This is a genomic window from Photobacterium sp. WH77 (assembly GCF_022014395.1).
Classification (GTDB): domain Bacteria; phylum Pseudomonadota; class Gammaproteobacteria; order Enterobacterales; family Vibrionaceae; genus Photobacterium; species Photobacterium arenosum.
The window spans coordinates 222,949-245,875 of the sequence record NZ_JAKLTE010000002.1; the positions used below are offsets into that span (position 1 = coordinate 222,949).

Sequence of the window (22,927 nt, forward strand, 5' to 3'; positions counted from 1 at the left end):
AGGGCTTTTTTGTGCGTGCGGATTGTGTTCGTTTTTCTGGGATCATTTAGTGGCAGGCGCTGAGACGATCCTGTCATCGGGATGTGCGAGTTCACTGCCGCAATGCTTACAGAAGACGGCGTCGGTTTCATGGCCCGGCCGCGAGCAGTTCATGCACTTCACCAGGGTGCGGTGTAACTGACTCTGATGGCCAATCTCCGCAGTGATAATGCCGGTGGGAACGGCGATGATGGAATAGCCCATCAGCATAGTGAATGAGGCGAGCGTTTTACCGAGATCCGTCTGAGGTACCAGGTCACCATAACCCACAGTCGTTAAGGTCACTATGGCCCAGTAAATACTGTAAGGAATGCTGGTAAAGCCATGTTCTGGTCCTTCAATCACAAACATGAGTGAACCAAATACAGTCACCAGCACTGCGACAGTAGTGAAAAAGATCAGGATCTTGCGGCTGGATTGTAATAAAGACCTCAGCAGTAAATTAGAATCCTGCAAATACCTAACCAGTTTTAAGATCCGGAATATACGCATTACCCTCAGCAACCGGATGACCATCAGATAGTGCGCGGCCGGAAAAAGAAACACCAGATAGGTGGGTAAGATGGCAAGAAAATCGACAATGCCGTAAAAACTCCGGGCATACGCAGCCGGCTTGGGTGAGCAGTACAGCCTGAGCAGATACTCGAGCGTAAAGATCAGCGTAAACCCCCATTCCATCAGGTAGAACAGCTGTCCCCACTTCTGGCTTATCGGGCTGACAGACCCGAGCATCAGAACAATAATCGATGCCAGTATGGTCAGAATTAATGTGATATCAAATGCTTTGCCCGCCGGGGTGTGGGTGCCAAAAATGGTGATGTAGAGTCTTTCTTTTCTTGTTGAGTGGGACATAACTAACATCTGAGTGATTGAAAAATAAAGCATACTTAAGAGTTGCTGCCTTTGCCAGAGCCATTTCCGCGCTGTTTGTACCTGCTGCCGGTAAGAGCTTATTTGGTTTACAGCAGCAGGGGGAAGGTAAGACTTACTGCACCTATTTTACTGTTTTTGTTTTCTATTCTGGCTTCATTTATCAATGATATGTGTTCAGATGCTTATTGGTGGTCAAAAAGTCATTCAATGACATTGTCGTTCTGAGCGTTACTGGATTAGGCTTTATGTGGCGTGAATACTACCCAGAATGGGGTATGAGCCTGTAGCCGTTTGGGGAGCCAATCTGTTGTCACTTTTGGGAATTAAATTACCGATATGAAAATTAATTTCATGTTGCGGCATGTCTAAATATTTGTTTTGTGAATGATTCTAATTGAGTTGCTTTTTAAATAATTGATTTTATTTGTTTTTGATGAGTGGTGACATCTTTCTGATGTATGCGTTTAGCATGATCCAGATCAAGCCCCACCTGGCAATGAAGTCATAAAATCAGTTTTGAAAGCAATTTACTAAGTGTGCTCAATCGGCGATAAGCGCTCTCATGGCAAGGAATCAGAGACGTATCCTTACTAAAAAGTTTTCAATCTTAAAGTTAGGAGTTTGACTATGCCTGTAACGAATTTGGCAGAACTCGATGCAATGGTTGCCCGTGTAAAAGCAGCACAGAAGATTTTTGCCACCTACTCGCAGGAGCAAGTAGACAAGATTTTCCGTGCCGCCTCTCTGGCGGCAAACAATGCCCGTATTCCTCTGGCCCAGCAAGCCGTACAAGAGTCTGGCATGGGGATCGTTGAAGACAAGGTGATCAAAAACCACTTTGCCTCTGAATTTATTTACAACAAATACAAAGACGAAAAGACCTGCGGCATTCTGGAGGAGAACGATGAGTTCGGCACCATCACCATCGCAGAGCCTGTCGGTATCATCTGCGGCATTGTGCCGACGACAAACCCAACTTCAACCGCTATCTTCAAATCTCTGATTTCACTCAAAACCCGTAACGGTATTATTTTCTCTCCGCACCCACGGGCGAAAGAATCGACCAACGCTGCGGCGAAACTGGTATTGGATGCCGCCGTCGCGGCTGGCGCACCTAAAGATATCATTGGCTGGATCGATCAGCCTTCGGTTGAGTTGTCCAATGCCCTGATGAAGCACCCAGACCTAAACCTGATTCTGGCCACCGGTGGTCCGGGCATGGTGAAAGCGGCTTACTCGTCTGGCAAACCGGCCATTGGCGTCGGCGCAGGTAATGTGCCTGTGGTGATTGACGAAACGGCCGATGTAAAACGTGCGGTGGCATCTGTGCTGATGTCTAAGACATTTGATAATGGCGTGGTGTGTGCCTCAGAGCAGGCCGTAATCGTAATGGATGAAATCTATGACGAAGTGAAGGCGCGTTTTGCCAGCCACAAAGGGTATGTGCTGAGCAAAGAAGAGGCCGACAAAGTCCGCAAAGTGATTTTGATTGAAGGTAATCTGAACGCCAATATCGTGGGCCAGCCTGCTACAAAAATTGCTGAAATGGCAGGGGTGTCGGTTCCTTCTGATACCAAGGTACTGATTGGTGAAGGCGAGGCCATCACGATCGATGAAGAGTTTGCCCATGAGAAACTGTCGCCAACCCTGGGGATGTTCCGTGCCAAAACCTTTGAAGATGCGGTAGATATGGCCTGTAAGATGGTTGACCTTGGCGGTATTGGTCATACCTCGGGTTTATATACCAACCAGGATGTCAATGAAGAGCGCATTAAGTACTTTGGCGATAAGCTGAAAACCGCGCGTATTCTGGTGAACATCCCAACCACCCACGGCGGTATCGGTGATCTGTACAACTTCAACATAGCACCATCTTTGACTTTAGGCTGCGGTTCTTGGGGGGGGAACTCTATCTCTGAAAACGTCGGGCCTAAACATTTGATTAACAAGAAAACAGTGGCGAAGCGAGCTGAAAATATGCTGTGGCATAAACTGCCTAAGTCGATCTATTTCCGCCGTGGCAGCCTGCCTGTGGCGCTGACGGATCTGGAAGATAAGAAACGTGCCTTTCTGGTGACCGACCGTTTCCTGTTTAACAACGGCTATGCCGATGAAGTGATGACGCTGCTCAAAGCACAGGGCATAGATGTCCATGCTTTCTACGATGTGGAAGCCGATCCAACACTGACGATCGTCAAAAAAGGTGCGGAAGCCATGAAGAGCTTCCAGCCTGATGTGATCATTGCACTGGGTGGCGGTTCACCGATGGACGCCGCGAAAATCATGTGGGTGATGTATGAACATCCGGATACCCACTTCGAAGAGCTGGCGATGCGCTTTATGGATATCCGTAAACGTATCTACAAATTCCCGAAAATGGGTAAAAAAGCAGAGTTGGTTTGTATTACAACCACGTCAGGGACGGGGTCTGAAGTGACGCCGTTTGCGGTCGTCACCGATGATGAAACAGGCGCGAAATACCCGCTGGCTGATTATGAGCTGACACCTCAGATGGCAATCGTTGATGCCAATCTGGTAATGAACATGCCAAAATCACTGACTGCGTTTGGTGGTTATGACGCTGTGACCCATGCGTTGGAAGCCTATGTGTCTGTGCTGGCAAACGAGTATTCAGATGGCCAGGCATTGCAGGCACTGCAACTGCTCAAGCAATACCTGCCTTCCAGCTATGCCAACGGTGCGAAAGACCCGATTGCCCGTGAGAAAGTCCATAACGCGGCAACCATCGCCGGTATTGCTTTTGCCAATGCGTTCCTGGGCGTCTGTCACTCTATGGCACACAAGATAGGTGCTGAGTTCCATATTCCACATGGTCTGGCAAATGCCTTGCTGATTGCGAATGTGGTGCGCTATAACGCGAACGACAATCCAACCAAGCAGACGGCTTTCTCTCAGTACGACCGCCCGCAAGCTCGTCGTCGCTATGCCGAAGTGGCTGATCACCTGGGCCTTTCTCAGCCCGGTGACCGTACCGCACAGAAAATTGAGCGCTTGCTGAGCTGGCTGGATGCACTGAAAGACGATTTGGATATTCCTAAGTCAATTCAGGCGGCAGGGGTATCAGAATCTGACTTCCTGGCGAAACTGGATGAACTGGCTGTCGAAGCCTTTGATGATCAGTGCACCGGCGCGAACCCGCGTTATCCGCTGATTGCAGAGCTGAAAGAGGTGCTACTGGCTTCTTATTACGGAAAGGCGTATGTCGAAGGCGAAACCTTTGAAGGCACGACTGTGATTAAGAAGAATGCAGATCAAAAACCTGCGGAAGTCATTCAGGCTGCTCCTGCGGCCCGAAGCAAGAAGGTTGCGGCTAAGGCTTGATAGCCTATCGCTGAGTGAAACAAAAACCCGCCATCTGGCGGGTTTTTTTATACCATTTGCAGATTACGGCCTATGGCATTAGTAGATTGCGAGGACAAAGACGGGACTCGCTGCAGTGACAGGGGATCAGACCACTTCAGCTTCAATCATTCTGCCATTGAAATAGTCGTTCGAGACTATGTACTCAGCACTACGGGCAATTTCATACTGCATGGGCAGGCTGAGTAGGGTGCTGGGTGGCAGATCATGCCGCTCATCAAAGATCAGCGGGAAAACGCCACCAACACGAATTTTGTACTGCGCCAGCTCTTTGGACCAGCTTTGAGTAAAGCCCGCCAGCATGGCTTTGGAACTGCTGCTCAAAGGTATGGGATTATCCGGCCGGCAAGCAGCTAAATTGATAATCACACCGGACTGGTGATGTTCGCGCATGTAGCTTGCGGTCTGTTTGCCAAAGGAAAGAAACGCTGATGTACCTTCCGTCATGAGCTGGCAGAATTCTTCAACTGAGGTCTGGGTTAAGAGCATGGGAATATCGACACCCAGCCAACAGTTGATCAGTACATCGATTTTTCCGTATTGCTCGTGTACCGCATGAATGGCACTGGCAATAGTGGCTTCTTTATTATCGGAAAGACAAAGTGCATAGCACTCGCTGCCTTTGGCTAAACATTCCTGATGGTTGATGTGCAATCGTTCACTGTCTGTATCTACCAGGGCTATCCGTGCGCCTAATGAAGAGAAATGGAACGATGCGGCTTTTCCTAATGGGCAGCCTGCAGCAGTAATAAGAATAACTGAGTCTGCAATATTCATAGCGCAATCTTCCTATATGTGGATACCTAGAAGTCGTAACAGCAATGACGGCTTTAACCATCCTCACCTTCACTATTCAATAAACTAATAACACCCTGATAATGTTAAATCTTAGTTAAGTACGCAGGTAAAGCGGCATTGAATTGTTTGGCATATGACGCTTGTCACGAAATTTAGTACTTTGTGAGATGTCGCGAAAAAATTGCTTAATTGACTGAAAAATAACGAAAAGAAAAGGTGATGGTGATCAGCAGACCTTAGCAACGGCACCATACATTTCAGCGGAACGTTTGGCTCGGATAAGGTTAAGGTAGAGATCCTGCGGGGACCCTTTGATCGGTTCCGGCTGGGTGGGAGGCAGGCGGCGGCGCTCATGCCCGGACAGGTTATGGTACAGCTCTTCAGGCAAACCTTTAGTGTCCTGGGGGGGGAACGTTATTGCTATGGGTTGTAACGAGCTGAGTAAGCGGGTTGCGGAAAGCCCGCCATAATGGAACGCTCGTGATTGCTCTGCACCACGGGGATAGCAGAACTCGGATGTCGACAGCGGGGCAGGGTCTTGCAATTCGAAATAAGAGCGCAACTGCTCTTCTGTGGTCGCAGGGGGCAGCGGTTTTTCGGTCGGCGTGGTTTCCAGATAATCCGGCGATAACATAGCCAGCATCAGTGCGAAGTCAGATCGGCGCCCCTGCTCAACCGCGCGGTTGAGCTGGTTACCAAGCTGCACTTCACTGATAAGCTGCGCTTTGTCTATGGTATGGATTTGCATGGAGTCCGACAGAAATTAAAACCAGTGTTATCTCTATCGGACAGTCAGTGAAAATCTTTAGCGAGATTGTCTATCAGATGGCTAATTATTAACCGATTGATTCAATGGCGTTCTTCATGCGCGATAGCGCCAGCTCTAAAGTCTGGCTGGTACAGCCAAAATTCATCCTGACAAATCCGGAATGGCCAAAATCTGCGCCAGACGAAAAGCCAACACCAGCGGCTTCAAAGAAGGCATGCGGGTTTGCCACAGGCAGGCCGGAGGCATCAATCCAGGCCAGATAGGTCGCTTCAATCGGATGCAGTGTGAGCCCCGGCATACTGTTAATGGCTGTCATCAGCCTGTCTCTGTGCTGACGCAGATAGTGGAGCTGATTGTCGAGCCACGGCTGGCAATCACGGTATGCGGCTTCGGCGGCCGTATAGGCCAGCACATTGACCTCAGGCACTATGCCAGCCCGCGTCCGGTTGAAACGGCGTCGTAGCTCGAAACTCGGAATAATTGCCATTGATGCGCCAAGACCGGCAATGTTAAAGGTCTTGCTCGGTGCTATCAGGGTGATGGATCGCTGTGCGGCATCGTCATCCAGACTGGCAAAGGGAATATGGCGGGCATTCTCATTGAGGAGCAAATCGCAGTGGATTTCATCGGAACAGACATACAGGTCATGCTTTTTGGCAAAGCTGTGCAGCGCTTCCAACTCCTGACGCGTGTAGACGGTACCGCCGGGATTTAAGGGGTTACAGAACAGCAACAGCTTGCTATCGGTCGGGATCTCAGTTGCCGCTAAATTCAACAGCCAGCGGCCTTGCTGCAGTGTTACGGGGGAGTAGGCCAGAGGGCGTGAAGCGTATTTTGCCGCACTAAAAAATTTCGGGTACACCGGCTTGGGACTGACAACGGCCTGATGTTGCTCGGTACAGGCACGAACAGCCAGATTGAGACCACAGACCAGACCGGGTAAATAAACAATCCACTCCGGTTTGATCTGCCAGTTATAGAGCGTCGCCATGCGCTCAACGATCAGCTCGCTGAGCGATGCAGGCACGGAACCATAGCCAAAGACGCCGTGATCGACATGCTGGTGGAGGGCGTGTGTGATCGCATCCGGTACTCTGAAGTCACTGTCTGCCACCCACATAGGCAGAACATCCTTTCCCTGATACTTCAGCCACTTTGTACTGTTGCTCTTGGTGCGATCCACCGGCTGGTCAAATAAACGCAGGATCTCTGACATAGGCTCTCCAATAACCAGTTGAAATCAATGAATATGATGACTGAGCTATTATGCGCCTAATTGGCCAGAAGAAGAAAGCCCCAGCCGAAAACCGGGGCTTGAGAGGTAATCAGAACAGGGGCTTAGCTCCAAACTGTTCGGCAGCATAGGCGACGCGTTCAGCCGGAGAGGGCATCTTGGACGGCGTGCCCAGGCTTTCAATGTGATGAAGTCGCGGCAGCAACCCGCAGCCATTGGCGGTCTGGATCGCAAGGCCAGGCCGGGCATTCAGCTCCAATACCATAGGACCTTTGACTTTATCCAGTACCATGTCAGTGCCCAGATAGCCCAGTCCTGTCATTTCCCAGGCACTGGCTGCCAGTTCCAGTAACTTCAGCCAGTTGGGTACGGTGAGCTCGCTGAGCAATCTTTCAGTATCCGGGTGACGTTCTACCGGCAGGTTAAACTGCACCGCACGAACGGCTTTGCCGGAGGCGATATCAATGCCGACCCCGACGGCTCCCTGGTGAAGGTTGGCTTTGCCGTCGGAGGCCGCGGTTGAACAACGCATCATGGCCATGACAGGGTAACCTTTAAATACAATCACCCGTATATCCGGTACCCCTTCAAAGCTGAACCCGTCGAAGACATTATCAAACTGGATCAGATTTTCGACCATGGCCACATCGTTCTTGCCGCCGAGCGAAAAAAGCCCGGCCAGGGTATTAGTGATGTGTCTTTCAACATCCTGCTTATTAATCACAGCCCCTGACGGTTTGGTGTATAAACCGTTTTCGTGCTTGATAATGACAAGAATCCCTTTCCCGCCGGAGCCTTGAGCCGGTTTGATAACAAAGCCCGGCCAGTCACGCACCATGTCGTGAATTTCTTTGACGTGAACCTGGCTTCTTATCACACCGATCAGTTCAGGCACGGTGGCTCCCGCACGCTGGGCGATGATCTTGGTTTTCAGTTTATCATCGACAAGCGGATACAGACTGCGGTCGTTGTAGCGGCCGATATAGCTGTGATTGCGCTTGTTCATGCCCATGATGCCGCGTTCGCGCAGACGCCACGGCGTAGTATAACGCGATAAAAACATGGCTTAATCCTCCGCTAACGGCTTAAAGCGTCGTAGCTCACTCAGGCGGTAGCCTGTGTAGTTACCCAGCATCAGGATCATTGCCATTATAATGAGTTGCAGGCCGATAAAGTTAAAGGTTAAGTGACGAACCAGATCATTGGTCATGACCAGATACACTATGATAGCCGTTAACAGCGAGCCACCACCCTGAATAAAGACCTCTTTTGCCCCTTCTTCTTCCCACAGAATCGACATACGCTCAATCGTCCAGGACAGGATGATCATCGGGAAGAAGGTGATCGTCAGACCTTCTACCAGGCCAATTTTGAAGGCCACCACGGTAAAGATCGAAATAATGAGTATTACAGTCACTATGACGGCGGATATTCGGGCCACAAGCAGCAAGTTCAGCCGCGACAGGTAGCTGCGTATGATTAAACCTGTGCCAACGATAAGCAGAAAACCCAGTACACCGGTAATCAGCTGAGTCTGCACAAAGGCCACTGCAATCAGCACCGGCATGAATGTCCCTGAGGTTTTCAGGCCCACTATGACCCTGAGGAAGACTACAATCAACGCGCCTATCGGTACCAGCATGATGGTTTTGAACATCGCCTGCTCCTCAATAGGCAGGCTGTGTATTGAGAAGTTCAGCAGATCTTCAGCCTGGATTTTTTCACGGGTTGCCTGCTGCGGGGTAATATCCTGCGAAATAATCGAGAAGCTGATATTGGAGTTACGGCCGCCTATGACATCCAGCAAGGAATGACCTTGCTGATTCCAGACCAGTACATCGTTAGGTTTACCTTCCTGTCCTGTCTGCGGGTCAAATAAATGCCATTTCTCGCCGCCCCAGACTTCCACCATAGGGCTGATGCTTTGGCGACGGCGGCCATCTTCGAGCTGTAAGCCACCCACGATGCGGGCATTTATCCCTTCCATCGAGAGTAAGAAAACCACCACATTTTCCCGCGGAAAAGCATTGAGCAGCAAAGAGGCGTTTTGGTTATTCCTATCATTGAGCTGTTTCAGTATTTCCCGGGTCAGCGTCAGATTGTCCGCCGACAGGGTTCTAGCCTGAACCAGCATGGCTTTGGCTGCCGTTTCCTGAGGGTTATCAAGGCTGGGAGCTTCAGGCTTGCCTCTCGGTTTATCGGTCGAGAAACTGGCCAGCGGGTCGACAAGCATCTGTGTTTTGTAATAAAGCACCTGTTTGCCGGATGCCTGACGAATTGACCATTCCGCCCGGCGTCCCTGATCGGTATCGATCAGTGCAACGCCATAGCCAGGTGATGAGGTGCTTTCGTCGATTTGCGTGAAGCCCTGCTGTGATTCCGGTGCGGCCATTGATACTTTGACCGGTTTGCCGATGGCATCAAACTCCACTCTGGCTTCCAGCTCCCACAAGGCGCGCTCTTCGCCCGGTGTCCAAGGCACACCGTAAATATCATGGCGGTAGAGACTGAGCGCTGTCCCGGCAATGACGAGCAAGGTGATGAGAAAATAAAACGGAATTCTTGACGTCATGACAACCTCTAATTTTTCCTTTATTGGTTGAAGCAAACGAAACGATGAAAACGAAAATGGGGCTATGACAAGCTGTCATGCCCCAAACTGAAAACGGTTATCGCCCTTGGATGAATTGTTTACCGACATCAACGAGTGCGACGTCTTTAAAGAATTCCCGCCCAAGCAACACCGGATATGTCATCTGTGTTCGGTCTGCCAGGGTAAACTGTGCTTTCTCATGCAATTTGCCGAGTTTAAGCCACATTTCAACCACCGGACGCCGCTCGGTATCGTCGGCGGAAGACTGGCGAATTTTCACCCAGCGGACAATCGGGGCTTCCACGATTTGGTCGGCTGGCTGATTCTCTTCTCCGCTGTGGCTGAGATTGAATTTGGCCCACTGTTTGCCATCCCGTTCAAAGATCTGGACATCCAGTGCGTTGATCGAAGAAGTTGTCGCACCCGTGTCAACCCGTGCTTTAAAAAAGGATTGCACTGAGTCCAGCCAGATCCACTCTTCTTCACCCAGGATAACTTTGCCATGGGCAGTTTTAGGATCGATATCAATAGTTTTTTGTGGTACCGGCACTATTTTTTTCTCAACAATGACTTCAGGTTTAGACGATGAAACAGAAGCAACTTTATTCAGTTCTTCTGACATTGATGATAGCTCTTTTTCTAACTTAGCAATGTTTTCATTTTGCTCATTTATTTGTTGCGACATGCGATTAAGTCGAAAATGGACATTGGTTTCCATCATTTCAATCGCAGTCAGTGTATTCGTTTCCCGCTGCGGGCTGGGTTCGGTTTTCAGCATTGAGCAGCCGGAAATAAATGTCAATGCAATAAAGGTTACGCTGCGGCCAAGCATGCTCACTCCCAAAAGTGGATATAGTGTAATTCTTAGTTTTTCTTTAGGGGGCCGTAGTTTAGCGTACAAAAAAGGATGCGGGTAGCACCCTTTTGTTAACACTTAGTCAGGATTTACGGCGACCAGCACTGCGCGTCGGGGGGCCGGGTAGCCTTCTATTGTTTTTGACGGGTCTTGCGGATCAAGATATTCCGGCAGTGAATTATTTGTCATCCAGTTGGTGGAGCGTTGCTCATCGGTGGTGGTGACACTTTCATCAACAATCCGCACATCGACAAAACCGCTTTTCTCCAGCCAGACTTTCAGGGCTTTGGCAGAGGGGAAAAAGTAGACATTGTGCATCTGAGCATAACGGTGACCTGGAACCAGTACCGCATTTTCATCGCCTTCAATCACTAAGGTTTCCAGCACCAGTTCACCGCCTTTGCGCAGCTGGTTTTTCAGCTGCAATAAGTGATCAAGCGGCGAGCGGCGGTGATAGAGCACACCCATACTGAAGACGGTATCAAACGCTTTCAGTTCCGGCAGTTGTTCGATGCCCAGCGGTAGCAGGAACGCACGCTCATCCTGGCCCATCAGGCGACGGATCGCCTCGAACTGAATCAGGAACAGGTTTGAAGGATCGATCCCGACCGTCAGTGCGGCCCCTTCACCCAGCATACGCCACATGTGGTAGCCGTTGCCGCAACCGACATCCAGCACTTTACGGTGTTTGAGGGGAGAGATGTGCGGCAGAACGCGATCCCATTTCCAGTCGGAACGCCATTCGGTGTCGATGTGAATACCGTGGATATGGTACGGGCCTTTGCGCCAGGGGTGCAGCAGACGCAGTAAGCTTTCCAGGCGTTTTTGCTCACCATCGGCTACCGGCACTTCATTCATGACACTGACTTGTGTTTTCAGGTCGATAAAGTCCGGCTTATCGGCAGGAAACTTCTTCAGCGCCCGAACCCAGCGGGCCATGTCGCCGTGCTGGGCGGTTTCCCAGTCGGATAATTGCTGCGGCAAAATGTTAAGCCAGGGACGCAGTTGCTCGTCATTGGCTAATAAGCGATAGAATTCTGAAAAGCTAAACATGGAGCGTCAAAGTTACCTTAATTTCGTTAATTACTTGATGGCAAACATAGAGCCGAAGTTGAAGCACTGGAACCAGACTTCTACGCTGCGAAAGCCAATATCGGACAAACGCTCACGGTGGGCCGGGATGCTGTCCGGGCGCATGACATGCTCAATGGCGCTGCGTTTCTGGCTGATTTCCAGCTCGCTGTAGCCGTTGGCACGTTTGAAATCGTGATGCAGATCGATCAGCAACTCGTGCGCCTGGCCGTTCTCAAAAACGTATTTCTCAGACAGGATCAGTATGCCGCCCGGACGCAGCCCGGCATAGATTTTTTCCAGCAACTGGCGGCGATCTTCCGGTGCCAGAAACTGCAGGGTGAAATTCAGCACCACCACAGAGGCATTGTGAATATCCACATCCCGGATATCCGCTTCAATAATGTCTGCCGGTGTGTCGGAGCGGTAAGCGTCAATATGTAGACGGCAGCGCTCTACCATGGCGCGGGAGTTGTCGACGCCTATGATTCTACAACCGGGCTGTTTGATATGACGACGCATGGACAGCGTGGCAGCGCCAAGCGAACAGCCCAGATCATAAATCGTGGAATCCGGCATAGCAAAGCGCTCGGCCAGCATGCCAATGGCGGAGATGATATTGCTGTATCCCGGCACAGAACGTTGGATCATATCCGGGAATACTTCGGCGACGCGTTCGTCAAAGGTAAAATCACCCAATTTATCGATCGGGGCGGCGAACAAATTGTCGTGGCCAGCCATTATCTCTTCCTCACACCTGATATCTGAATCTCGCACGGTTCCTTCCGGCATACCTCGCCGCACGGCGATGGCAATGGGGAGTCCTTCTCCCGCTGAAAAGGCGCGTATTGTAGATAAAATAGCGCCACTTGTCTTGTGGATTTACAGGGCAGGTCAGGTAGGATTCAGAGCAGTGACACCTGGTCACCACCTTGCGGCAATTTCAGCTCGGGCAGGTGCAACGCTGTGTCAGCCAATTGTTGTGCCAACTGGCGATGAAGCCGGACGGCCAGTTCCGGGGCAAAGTCGTTGTCGGGCGTATGAATGAACAGATAAGGCTGGCGGCCTTCACTCAGCCATAAGGGAAGACGTTGTAACCAGTTGGCAAAAAAGGGATCGTTGGCATTAAGATCCGGATGACCAATGAAACGCACCACAGGGTGCATGGCGGTTGCAATGGCGTGAACCGGCACTCTGGGTTTTTTCTGGTGGGCATCAATGACCGCCTCGCTGGTGGCGGGGGCCGAAAAAACTGGGCGAGTGTCCATGATAATCCGGTTGGCCTGATGTTCGATAAGCAACCGGTTTAGCGCCTTTTCTTCTGCGCCTTTGCTGAAAAAGGCCGGATGGCGGACCTCAACCCCAACCGTCAGATCTGACGGCAGCTGTTTAAGAAAAGCGGAGAGTGCAGGCAGCTCTGCCGGTCCGAAGCTGGCGGGTAATTGAATTTTCCAGATGCTGGTTTTTTCTGCCACAGGCGCCATGACATGAAAAAATTCACCGAGCTGGCCCTGGCAGTGCATCAGCTTATATTGATGAGTGATGGTTTTCGGCAGCTTGAAGGTGAATCGAAAATCGTCCGGTGTGGCATCAGCCCAGTTCTGTACAGTGGCCGGCTTGGGCGTGGCATAGAAGGTGGTATTGCCTTCGACAGTGGAGAAAGTTTCTGCGTACCGGTTTAATCTTTCGGTGGAAGGACAGCCGCGGCCGTAGAGGCTACGTTGCCAGGGCGCATGTGACCACATTGCCATGCCGATCTTTAGGGGTGAAGAAAAGGGCATTGAAAAACCTTAGTGAATACTTTTTATTCGTCTGGATAAGGGGCTTGGCTGACATTGTGGAGAATATCCCGCCATTCGGTCAACATTCACGACTGTAATCAGGCTATTTTGCTTGATTTACGCCAGAGGTTTTTCCTACAGTGGTGTTTTTCATTTATAATACCGCGTTATTTTTATTTCGGACGTCAGTCAGGCCGCAGCCGGACACTGAAGATGGCCGAAACTGGCACAGTTGGTGTCTGTCATACCATTTTGGGCGGACACACAGGATTGTAAGTAAACAGATCGGGAAATTCTTATGCGCACCCAATATTGTGGTCACCTGAACAAGTCCCATGCGGGACAAACCGTTGAGCTTTGCGGCTGGGTAAACCGCCGTCGTGATTTAGGCGGTCTTATTTTCATTGATATGCGAGATCGTGAAGGTATCGTTCAGGTAGTGGTTGACCCGGATATGAAAGATATCTTCGAGGTGGCGAACCAACTGCGCAATGAATTCTGTATCCGTCTGACCGGTGAAGTCCGTCAGCGTCCGGACAGCCAGGTCAACAAAGACATGGCGACCGGTGAAGTGGAAGTGATTGCCAAAGGCCTGGAAATCATCAACCGTTCCGATGTGCTGCCGCTGGACTTCAACCAGAAGAACACCGAAGAGCAACGCCTGAAATTCCGCTATCTGGACCTACGTCGCCCGGAAATGAGCGACCGTATCAAACTGCGTGCGAAAGCATCCAGCTTCGTGCGTCGCTTCCTGGATGAAAACGGCTTCCTGGATATTGAAACACCCGTCCTGACCAAAGCGACACCGGAAGGTGCCCGTGACTATCTGGTGCCCAGCCGTGTGCACAAAGGCAGTTTCTACGCATTGCCTCAGTCACCGCAGCTCTTTAAGCAGTTGCTGATGATGTCTGGTTTTGACCGCTACTATCAAATCGTCAAATGTTTCCGCGACGAAGATCTGCGTGCAGATCGTCAGCCTGAATTTACCCAGATCGATATTGAAACCTCGTTCATGACGGCCGATCAGGTACGTGCCGTGACTGAGCGCATGGTAGCCGATATGTGGAAAGAGCTGCTGAACGTTGACCTGGGTACTTTCCCTGTCATGAAGTATGAAGAAGCGATGCGTCGTTACGGGTCGGACAAGCCCGATCTGCGTAACCCGCTGGAGCTGGTGGATGTGGCCGACATCCTGAAAGACGTCGACTTCAAAGTCTTTGCCGGCCCTGCTAATGATCCTAAAGGCCGCGTGGCCGTTCTGCGTGTACCGGGTGGTGCAGCGCTGTCTCGCAAGCAGATTGACGAGTACACCAGTTTTGTCGGTATTTACGGTGCAAAAGGCTTGGCATGGATGAAGGTCAATGACCGCGCGGCCGGTTTTGACGGCGTGCAGTCACCTGTGGCTAAATTCCTGAACCAAGACATAGTGGCCCAGTTGCTGGAGCGCACTCAGGCCGAATCTGGCGATATTCTGCTCTTTGGTGCCGATCGTAAAAATGTGGTTGATGAAGCGATGGGCGCGCTGCGTCTGAAGCTGGGTAAAGATCTGCATCTGACCAACGAATCGGCATGGGCGCCGTTATGGGTGGTTGACTTCCCAATGTTTGAAGAAGATGAGGAAGGTAATCTGCACGCGATGCACCACCCGTTCACCTCGCCACTGGGCATGACCGCGGAAGAGCTGGCGGCTAACCCTGCAACAGCAATTTCCAATGCTTACGATATGGTACTGAATGGCTACGAAGTGGGCGGTGGTTCTGTGCGTATTCACAACGCAGACATGCAGGCGGCAGTATTCAACATTCTGGGTATTGACGCGCAAGAGCAGCAACTGAAATTCGGCTTCTTGCTGGACGCACTGAAATTTGGTACGCCGCCGCATGCAGGCCTGGCGTTTGGTCTGGATCGTCTGGTGATGCTGCTGTGTGGTACTGAGAATATCCGTGACGTGATTGCCTTCCCGAAAACAACGGCGGCAGCATGTCTGATGACAGATGCGCCAAGTCTGGCTAATCCTGCCGCTCTTGAGGAGCTGGCGATTGCGGTGAAGCTGGTCGCGAAAGATGAACAAAATACCGAAGCCTGATTAATCAGGCTTATCCGGGCTGGCAGCTCTGCCAGCCCGATCACTCTTCAAGACATTGCAGTATGCTTCATACCATCTGATGTACGATCTCTCGCCGTGTTCTGAACAGTGATCAGCGCCTCCCAGTGACGCAGAGCTGGGACAACACCCTCTATAAATCCGGAGCATTGTTATGGCAGGTCATAGTAAGTGGGCCAACATCAAACACCGCAAAGCGGCGCAAGACGCTAAGCGTGGCAAAATTTTTACCAAGTTAATCCGAGAAATCGTGGTGTCGACCAAAGAAGGCGGTCCTGAAACGGAAAGCAACCCGCGCCTGCGTGCTGCTGTCGATAAAGCGCTGTCCAATAACATGACGCGTGACACCATCAACCGTGCTATCAGTCGTGGTGCTGGCGGTGAAGGTGACGACAACATGGAAACCGTGATTTATGAAGGATACGGTCCTGGCGGCACTGCTGTGATGGTTGAATGTATGACGGACAACCGCAATCGCACGGTATCCGGTGTGCGCCATGCGTTCAGCAAAGCGGGCGGTAATCTGGGCACAGACGGTAGCGTTAATTACCTGTTCGAGAAAAAAGGGGTGATTTCCTACGCGCCGGGGCTGGATGAAGACGCTGTCATGGAAGCAGCACTGGAAGGGGGGGCTGATGATGTTGAAACCAATGATGATGGTTCTATCGACGTCTACACCACACCGGCGGATTTTGGTCCGGTGAGAGACGCACTGGACACTGCCGGATTTGAAGCCCAGAACGCAGAAGTGACTCTGGTGCCGTCAACCAAGGCCGAGCTGGACGCGGACACAGCGCCAAAACTGCTGCGTCTGATTGATGCGCTGGATGATCTTGATGATGTGCAGGAGGTATACCATAACGGGGATATTTCCGACGAAGTGGCGGAACAGTTGTAATATTAATGGCCATTATTTTAGGGATAGACCCAGGCTCCAGAATCACGGGATACGGTGTTATCCGTCAGGTGGGCAGACAACTTGAATATCTGGGCAGTGGTTGTATCCGTACCAGCTGTGATGATATTCCGGGTCGGCTGCATCAGATTTATGCCGGGGTTACCGAAGTGATCACTCAGTTTCGTCCCGATGATTTTGCCATTGAAGAAGTCTTCATGGGCAAAAATGCCAATTCGGCACTGAAACTCGGGCAGGCACGCGGCAGTGCAATTGTTGCAGCCGTGAATGCCCATATCCCCGTCAGCGAATATGCGGCCAGATTGATTAAACAGGCGGTGGTTGGCAAAGGCAGTGCCGATAAAGTACAGGTTCAGCACATGGTCTGCCATATGCTGAAATTACCGGGTAAGCCCCAGGCGGATGCGGCAGATGCTTTGGCAGTGGCTATCTGTCATGCCCATACCCACAAAACCCTGGTGGCGATGGCAGGCCAGGCATCGGGTTCGAAACGGGGACGATACAGATAGTCATACGCTGTTAAGTCACCATATCAATATCCCTGTCAGGAATGCGTTCTGTTGGACGGATCAAAAAAAAGCAGCCTTGTGCTGCTTTTTTCTTTGTTAATTCATTGTTAACTGAATATAGTGGTCGGAGCTGTTGGATAGTTCATATATAACAATGACAAGGATAACAAAATGTCCCCAGTCGCTTTTTGGCGCGGCCTGTTTTTGCCCTCTTCACATCAGTGGCAGGGAGAGCAAGTCCGCTTGGTTGATACCCTGCTATTTTTCACCCTCATCTCGTTTTTCGTCGGCTTGTACAGCTGGATAAAATGGTCGAGCCATGCCCATACCAGTTTGGTTATCACGTCTATTACACTCATTGGATGCGAAATACTGGCCGGGTTGGTTGTACGCTGGCTTAAACAGATTGAACTTGCGATCAATCTGGGTTTTCTGGGCATGGTGATCCATGCCGTGAACATTGTCTATCAAAGTGGCGGTATTGTTGTTTCCACTCAGGCATTCTGGATGCCGCTGCTGATTGTGGCGTTTTTTCTGGCGGCCAAACCGGTCACAGCCATGATCTGGAGTGCGCTGGTCGTAGTGATTTCTGGCTGGATGATAAAGGAATCTCTGGCCGGTCACGACTTTCCTCACCTGGTATTGACGCCGGCAGCAGAACGGCTGGAAACCTGGTCTGGCTTATTACTGCCTTTAATAGTGATAGGTATCGCTCAGGCCTTCACCGTGCGTCAGCGAGAAAGCGCGCTGGTGAAGTCGTCAGAGGCTGAACGGGCCAGCCATACATTGGCAGAGCAAGCCAAAAAAGGTGAGCAGGCGCTGGGCAGCATTATGGATCGTGCCAGCGAAAGTGCCAGTCAGCTGGCACAGTTAGCCGATGATCTGGAACAGCAGTCTGATGCGTTGCATCATCAGGTGAAAGATCTCAATCAGAACTGTCTGTCGCAGGCCAGTGCGGCCGAGCAGATGAGCCAGCAACTCGGGCAGATGACAGAAGGGCTGGATGAATCAGACCGTTCGGTAACCGAATTGCGCCAGCGCAGCCGAACCATAGAAACTCAGGCCCAGCACAGCTCGGCATCACTGAATGCCTCAACCGACGCTATCGCCCGCATCCTGCACAGTAATAATGAAGTCATGTCGGCCGCTGAGCTGATCACTGCCGTTGCCGAACAGACCAATCTGCTGGCATTGAATGCCGCGATTGAAGCCGCGCGAGCCGGGGAATCGGGACGAGGGTTCGCCGTGGTCGCCGATGAAGTCCGTAAGCTGTCTGCAAAAAGTAATGCTTCCGCCACAGAGATCCGCAGCTTGCTGGAGAAAAGTAAAAATGAAGTGCAGCAGGGACAAAAAGTCATTCATGCCACGGCGACCGAGCTGGGCGGTATTATTGCCGAGATCACTGGTCTGTCTGAGGATGTTAACCGGCTGGCCGATACCCTGGGTATTCAGGTCCAGTCACTGAAAGAGCTTAATCAGGTCAGCACCGAAGTGGCACACAGTGTGGTGCAGACTAATCAGGTTTCGGATCAGGTGGCCCAGCAGGGCGCCGAGCTGGCCAACAGAGTCGAAACCTTAAAAGGACTCGCCGATAGCCTCAATGCGCTGGTGTCACGCCATCAGGCTTGATCTTGTCTGTCATTTATTACGACATTCTGATAAAGCGCTGGATATCCATCCAGCGCTTTATTATGCTAGAGCCAATTTAATTTGCGAGATAGAGGCAAGGCAGTGATTGGCCGATTACGAGGAATCATAGTAGAAAAACAGCCACCGGAAGTGGTGATTGAAGCCGCCGGAATCGGGTATGAAGTTCAGATGCCGATGAGCTGTTTTTACGAATTGCCGCAAGCGGGGCAGGAAGTCACCATTGCCACCCACTTTGTGGTGAGAGAAGACGCCCAGCTGCTGTACGGTTTCAATAAGAAAAGTGAGCGGGATTTGTTTCGCGAAGTCATCAAAGCCAATGGTGTTGGCCCGAAACTGGGTTTAGCCATCTTGTCTGCGTTGACGGCCAGCCAGTTCGTGCTTTGTGTGGAAAATGAAGATATTTCTACCTTAGTGAAGATCCCCGGTGTGGGTAAGAAAACGGCAGAACGCCTGCTGGTTGAAATGAAAGACCGCCTGAAAGGTTGGGGCGAGGGCGATCTTTTCACACCAGCGCTGGATACTGCAGCCAGCCAGGCACAGTCTGCCGCATCCGATAAGAACCGGGCGGAAGATGAAGCCGTGAGCGCCCTGATAGCGCTGGGCTATAAACCTCAGCAGGCTTCTAAAGTGGTCGCTCAGGTTGCGCAGGATGATATGCCAAGTGAAGCGATTATCCGTGAAGCCCTGCGCTCCATGGTGTAAGTGAGATTGTATGATAGAAGCTGATCGCCTGGTGTCGGGAAGTTATCCGGTTAACCGCGAAGAAGAGGTCATTGACCGTGCCATCCGCCCGAAATTACTGCAGGATTATCAGGGCCAGGATCATGTCCGGGGCCAGATGGAAATTTTTATTCAGGCTGCGAAACTGCGTACTGAAGCGCTCGATCATCTGCTGATTTTTGGCCCGCCCGGATTGGGTAAAACGACACTGGCTAACATTGTTGCAAACGAAATGGGTGTCAGTATCCGTACAACGTCAGGCCCTGTGCTGGAGAAGGCCGGCGATCTGGCGGCACTACTGACCAACCTGGAAGAAAATGATGTGCTCTTTATTGATGAGATCCATCGTCTCAGCCCTCAGGTGGAAGAGGTGCTCTATCCGGCGATGGAAGATTATCAGCTTGATATCATGATTGGCGAAGGGCCGGCGGCACGGTCTATCAAGATAGATCTGCCCCCGTTTACCCTGGTGGGCGCGACAACGCGTGCCGGTTCGCTGACCTCACCGCTGCGTGATCGTTTTGGTATTACCCAGCGGCTTGAGTACTACAAAGTGGCTGATCTGCAAGATATTGTTCAGCGCAGCGCCCGGTGCCTCGGGTTGTCTATGGTGCCGGAAGGGGCGCTGGAGATTGCACGACGTGCCCGCGGCACGCCGCGTATCGCGAACCGGTTGTTACGGCGCGTACGGGATTATGCTGAAGTGAAGAGTGATGGTCATATCAGTGAAGAGGTAGCAAGCCAGGCGCTGGATATGCTGGATGTGGACAGCAGCGGCTTTGATTATATGGATCGAAAACTGCTGATGGCGATTATTGACAAATTCATGGGTGGTCCTGTGGGATTGGATAATCTTGCAGCCGCTATCGGAGAGGAAAAGGATACGATTGAAGATGTACTCGAACCCTATCTGATTCAGCAAGGCTTTTTGCAGCGCACACCCAGGGGACGGATCGCGACCCATCGCGCTTATCTGCATTTTGGTTTGGATATCCCTAGCAGCTGATATCACAGATAATCAAATGTTAAAAACGGAGCCCAAGGCTCCGTTTTTGTTTGCTTTTTACGCATGTTTTTTTCGGCTAAATCCGGCTGAGTCATCTAATATCATTAACATTTCCTGCATGAGTTTATGCGTCAGACGGGTCAAATCCTGACGGTGGCCATAGCTTTAATGCTGGTAAAGGCCCAAATGGTTGAGGCTGGCCAGGAGTTGCGGATTTTTCTGGCAGGCCTGGGCTTGGCGGTGATTGTTTAAAACTTGGATATTGGTGCAGTAACCAAACCGGGAAATGTTAATAGGAATATCTTCATCTCCAAACAAGTGTCACAGTTGGTATGGCTGCCAGTAAGGTGATACCTGCAGGGCACAGTCATTGTCTTGTTGTCTTTTTGGATTAGAAAAAATAATCTAAAGGTCGGGTCAGGTTTATATTAATTGCACTGTCTTTACGCTTGTTTATTGATGTTATCTTGTGCGCCGAAGTCGTTTTTTCCTTTCAGCTTTACTGAGAAAAATTACCCGTTTTTTGTTGTGACTATAGAACCTGCCAAGGTGATTAAATTTGCATTTTTTGTAACTTTATAATTGAAAAATCACATTTATTTAAAGTGTTAGCTACAAAGCTATGCAATTGCGAGAAGTTTGATCTCGCGCATGGAAATAACTTATCTATACGATTTAAATCGCAATCTGCTTAGCGAATCAGCGCGCTTTTTTATAAATACCTTTGAACCTGTGTGGCGAAGTCAGTAGTATTAGTTTCAGCTTATCTGGCTGTGGTTTTACATTAAAATCTATAATTCGAAACAAGTCCGCAACATCCAGTTTGGCGAGTAAATCGCTGGTCAGGAAATGATGTTGTAAAACAGGCAGGCGTGCTCGCTGACGTTTTGCGTAGCCTAACGATGGATAACGCGTTGTCGGGTTATCAATCAATGATTGCTGATGTTTTAACCGATTGACAGTAGTCTTGAAGAATACTTGCTGGGCGTGCTCGATCAACTATGTCGTACGTTGCCGGGAGACTGGCGACTAAAGGAGTTATCATGTTTGATATCGTCGAACTATCGCGGTTACAGTTCGCTATGACTGCGATGTACCACTTTTTGTTCGTCCCGCTGACTTTGGGCATGGCGTTTCTGCTCGCCATCATGGAGTCTGTGTATGTGATGACCGGAAAGCAAATCTACAAGGACATGACCAAGTTCTGGGGTAAGCTTTTCGCCATTAACTTTGCACTGGGTGTAGCCACTGGACTGACCATGGAATTCCAGTTCGGTATGAACTGGGCCTACTATTCTCACTACGTCGGCGACATTTTTGGCGCCCCGCTTGCAATTGAAGCGCTGATAGCTTTTTTCCTTGAATCCACTTTTGTCGGCTTATTCTTTTTTGGTTGGGATCGACTCAGTAAGCGCCAACACTTAACGGTGACCTGGCTGGTGGCTCTGGGCTCAAACTTCTCGGCATTGTGGATTCTGATTGCCAATGCCTGGATGCAAAATCCAGTTGGTGCTGAGTTCAATTTCGAAACCATGCGCATGGAGATGGTGAGTTTTGCCGAAGTGATACTCAATCCTGTTGCACAGGTGAAATTTGTCCACACTGTGGCATCAGGCTATGTAACAGGTGCCATGTTCATCTTGGGTGTCAGCTCTTATTACATCCTCAAAGGTCGCGATCTGCCTTTTGCCCGTCGTTCATTTGCGATTGCGGCTTCTTTCGGTATGGCCTCTATCCTGTCTGTGATCGTGTTGGGAGATGAATCCGGCTACGAGCTGGGTGATGTCCAAAAGGCAAAACTGGCCGCTATTGAAGCCGAGTGGCACACCGAAGAAGCCCCGGCGGCTTTCACCTTATTCGGCATTCCGAATCAGGAAACCATGCACACGGATTACGCCATTAAAATCCCCTATGTGATGGGTATTATTGCTACGCGTTCGTTTGATACTGAAGTCACGGGTTTACGTGATCTTAAAGATGAGCACGAAGTGCGTATCCGTAGTGGTATGGAAGCCTACGGCCTGCTTGAGAAACTGCGTGCGGGTGAAAAATCACCTGAAAATATCGCCGCGTTCGATGCCGTGAAAAATGATCTGGGCTATGGGCTGTTGCTGAAGCCTTATACCGACAGGGTCGTGGATGCTACGGATGAGGACATCGCACAAGCGGCGGCCGATTCATTGCCTACCGTCTGGCCATTATTCTGGAGCTTCCGCATCATGGTGGGCTGTGGATTTATTATGCTGGGTGTGTTTGCTGCGGCATTTATTCAAACCTGTCGCCATAAAATCACTGAGAAAAAATGGGTGCTTCGCGCGGCGCTGTACGCCATCCCGCTACCTTGGATCGCCATTGAAGCCGGCTGGTTTGTCGCTGAGTACGGTCGTCAACCCTGGGCGGTGGGTGAGATTTTGCCTACAGCGATGGCGGCGTCCAATGTGGCCGTGTCGGATGTACTGACGTCGATGGCCGTTATTATCGCTCTGTATACCTGTTTCCTCATTGCGGAAGTCTACCTGATGCTGAAATTTGCCCGTTTGGGTCCAAGCAGTCTGAAAACCGGGCGCTATCATTTTGAACAGAATGTTGCACCGCATGACTTAACTGATAACCCGGTCATGAAGTGA

Annotated in this window: 19 protein-coding genes; 8 read left to right on the plus strand and 11 right to left on the minus strand. The window is 50.7% G+C overall.

Annotation, left to right across the window (positions count from 1 at the left end):
• Positions 1–42: 42 nt before the first annotated feature.
• The gene (locus L6J37_RS03460; protein ID WP_192015241.1) at positions 43–891 is read right to left on the minus strand and encodes an ion transporter; all 849 of its coding nucleotides are present in this window, start codon (positions 889–891) and stop codon (positions 43–45) included.
• A 648-nt stretch (positions 892–1,539) separates the two neighbouring features.
• Here L6J37_RS03460 and adhE point away from each other — a divergent pair.
• Positions 1,540–4,254: a bifunctional acetaldehyde-CoA/alcohol dehydrogenase gene (gene adhE, locus L6J37_RS03465; RefSeq protein ID WP_192015242.1), complete on the plus strand. Its 2,715-nt coding sequence runs from the start codon at positions 1,540–1,542 to the stop codon at positions 4,252–4,254.
• 126 nt (positions 4,255–4,380) lie between these two features.
• On the opposite strand, the gene L6J37_RS03470 is transcribed toward adhE, so the two are convergent.
• The 9 genes from L6J37_RS03470 to L6J37_RS03510 all read right to left on the minus strand — a co-directional run bounded on the left by L6J37_RS03470 (position 4,381) and on the right by L6J37_RS03510 (position 13,395).
• Complete coding sequence (locus tag L6J37_RS03470) at positions 4,381–5,070, minus strand: SDR family oxidoreductase (protein ID WP_192015243.1); 690 nt, start codon at positions 5,068–5,070, stop codon at positions 4,381–4,383.
• Positions 5,071–5,317: 247 nt separating this feature from the next.
• The gene (locus tag L6J37_RS03475) at positions 5,318–5,839 is read right to left on the minus strand and encodes a VC2046/SO_2500 family protein (RefSeq protein ID WP_192015244.1); all 522 of its coding nucleotides are present in this window, start codon (positions 5,837–5,839) and stop codon (positions 5,318–5,320) included.
• 88 nt (positions 5,840–5,927) lie between these two features.
• Complete coding sequence (locus tag L6J37_RS03480) at positions 5,928–7,076, minus strand: MalY/PatB family protein (RefSeq protein ID WP_237794134.1); 1,149 nt, start codon at positions 7,074–7,076, stop codon at positions 5,928–5,930.
• Positions 7,077–7,185: 109 nt separating this feature from the next.
• Complete coding sequence (locus L6J37_RS03485) at positions 7,186–8,157, minus strand: alpha-L-glutamate ligase-like protein (RefSeq protein ID WP_192015246.1); 972 nt, start codon at positions 8,155–8,157, stop codon at positions 7,186–7,188.
• A gap of 3 nt (positions 8,158–8,160) precedes the next feature.
• Positions 8,161–9,666, minus strand: a complete 1,506-nt coding sequence (locus L6J37_RS03490; protein ID WP_192015247.1) for an inactive transglutaminase family protein — start codon at positions 9,664–9,666, stop codon at positions 8,161–8,163.
• 97 nt (positions 9,667–9,763) lie between these two features.
• Positions 9,764–10,519 (minus strand): ATP-dependent zinc protease family protein, encoded by a 756-nt coding sequence (locus L6J37_RS03495; RefSeq protein WP_218383301.1) that lies wholly within the window; start codon positions 10,517–10,519, stop codon positions 9,764–9,766.
• Between the two features lie 102 nt (positions 10,520–10,621).
• Positions 10,622–11,596 carry a tRNA 5-methoxyuridine(34)/uridine 5-oxyacetic acid(34) synthase CmoB gene (gene cmoB, locus L6J37_RS03500; RefSeq protein WP_237794136.1) on the minus strand — a complete coding sequence of 325 codons (975 nt, stop codon included), beginning with the start codon at positions 11,594–11,596 and terminating at the stop codon, positions 10,622–10,624.
• Between the two features lie 30 nt (positions 11,597–11,626).
• Positions 11,627–12,355, minus strand: a complete 729-nt coding sequence (cmoA, locus tag L6J37_RS03505) for a carboxy-S-adenosyl-L-methionine synthase CmoA (RefSeq protein WP_218383031.1) — start codon at positions 12,353–12,355, stop codon at positions 11,627–11,629.
• Positions 12,356–12,519: 164 nt separating this feature from the next.
• Positions 12,520–13,395, minus strand: a complete 876-nt coding sequence (locus L6J37_RS03510; RefSeq protein ID WP_237794138.1) for a DUF72 domain-containing protein — start codon at positions 13,393–13,395, stop codon at positions 12,520–12,522.
• Positions 13,396–13,693: 298 nt separating this feature from the next.
• Between L6J37_RS03510 and aspS the strand changes: the two genes are divergently transcribed.
• From aspS to ruvB, 6 genes are all read left to right on the plus strand, one after another.
• A complete protein-coding gene (gene aspS, locus L6J37_RS03515; protein WP_237794140.1) occupies positions 13,694–15,481 on the plus strand; it encodes an aspartate--tRNA ligase in 1,788 nt (595 codons plus the stop codon).
• A gap of 172 nt (positions 15,482–15,653) precedes the next feature.
• Positions 15,654–16,397, plus strand: a complete 744-nt coding sequence (locus L6J37_RS03520) for a YebC/PmpR family DNA-binding transcriptional regulator (protein WP_192015251.1) — start codon at positions 15,654–15,656, stop codon at positions 16,395–16,397.
• Positions 16,398–16,402: 5 nt separating this feature from the next.
• Positions 16,403–16,924 (plus strand): crossover junction endodeoxyribonuclease RuvC, encoded by a 522-nt coding sequence (gene ruvC, locus L6J37_RS03525; protein ID WP_027253444.1) that lies wholly within the window; start codon positions 16,403–16,405, stop codon positions 16,922–16,924.
• Between the two features lie 171 nt (positions 16,925–17,095).
• The gene (locus tag L6J37_RS03530) at positions 17,096–18,553 is read left to right on the plus strand and encodes a methyl-accepting chemotaxis protein (protein WP_237794141.1); all 1,458 of its coding nucleotides are present in this window, start codon (positions 17,096–17,098) and stop codon (positions 18,551–18,553) included.
• A gap of 102 nt (positions 18,554–18,655) precedes the next feature.
• Positions 18,656–19,276 (plus strand): Holliday junction branch migration protein RuvA, encoded by a 621-nt coding sequence (gene ruvA / locus L6J37_RS03535; RefSeq protein WP_192015253.1) that lies wholly within the window; start codon positions 18,656–18,658, stop codon positions 19,274–19,276.
• Between the two features lie 10 nt (positions 19,277–19,286).
• Complete coding sequence (gene ruvB, locus L6J37_RS03540) at positions 19,287–20,300, plus strand: Holliday junction branch migration DNA helicase RuvB (RefSeq protein WP_192015254.1); 1,014 nt, start codon at positions 19,287–19,289, stop codon at positions 20,298–20,300.
• 699 nt (positions 20,301–20,999) lie between these two features.
• On the opposite strand, the gene L6J37_RS03545 is transcribed toward ruvB, so the two are convergent.
• The gene (locus tag L6J37_RS03545; protein ID WP_192015255.1) at positions 21,000–21,299 is read right to left on the minus strand and encodes a hypothetical protein; all 300 of its coding nucleotides are present in this window, start codon (positions 21,297–21,299) and stop codon (positions 21,000–21,002) included.
• Between the two features lie 44 nt (positions 21,300–21,343).
• Here L6J37_RS03545 and cydA point away from each other — a divergent pair, with 44 nt between their 5' ends.
• Positions 21,344–22,927 (plus strand): cytochrome ubiquinol oxidase subunit I, encoded by a 1,584-nt coding sequence (cydA, locus tag L6J37_RS03550; RefSeq protein ID WP_192015256.1) that lies wholly within the window; start codon positions 21,344–21,346, stop codon positions 22,925–22,927.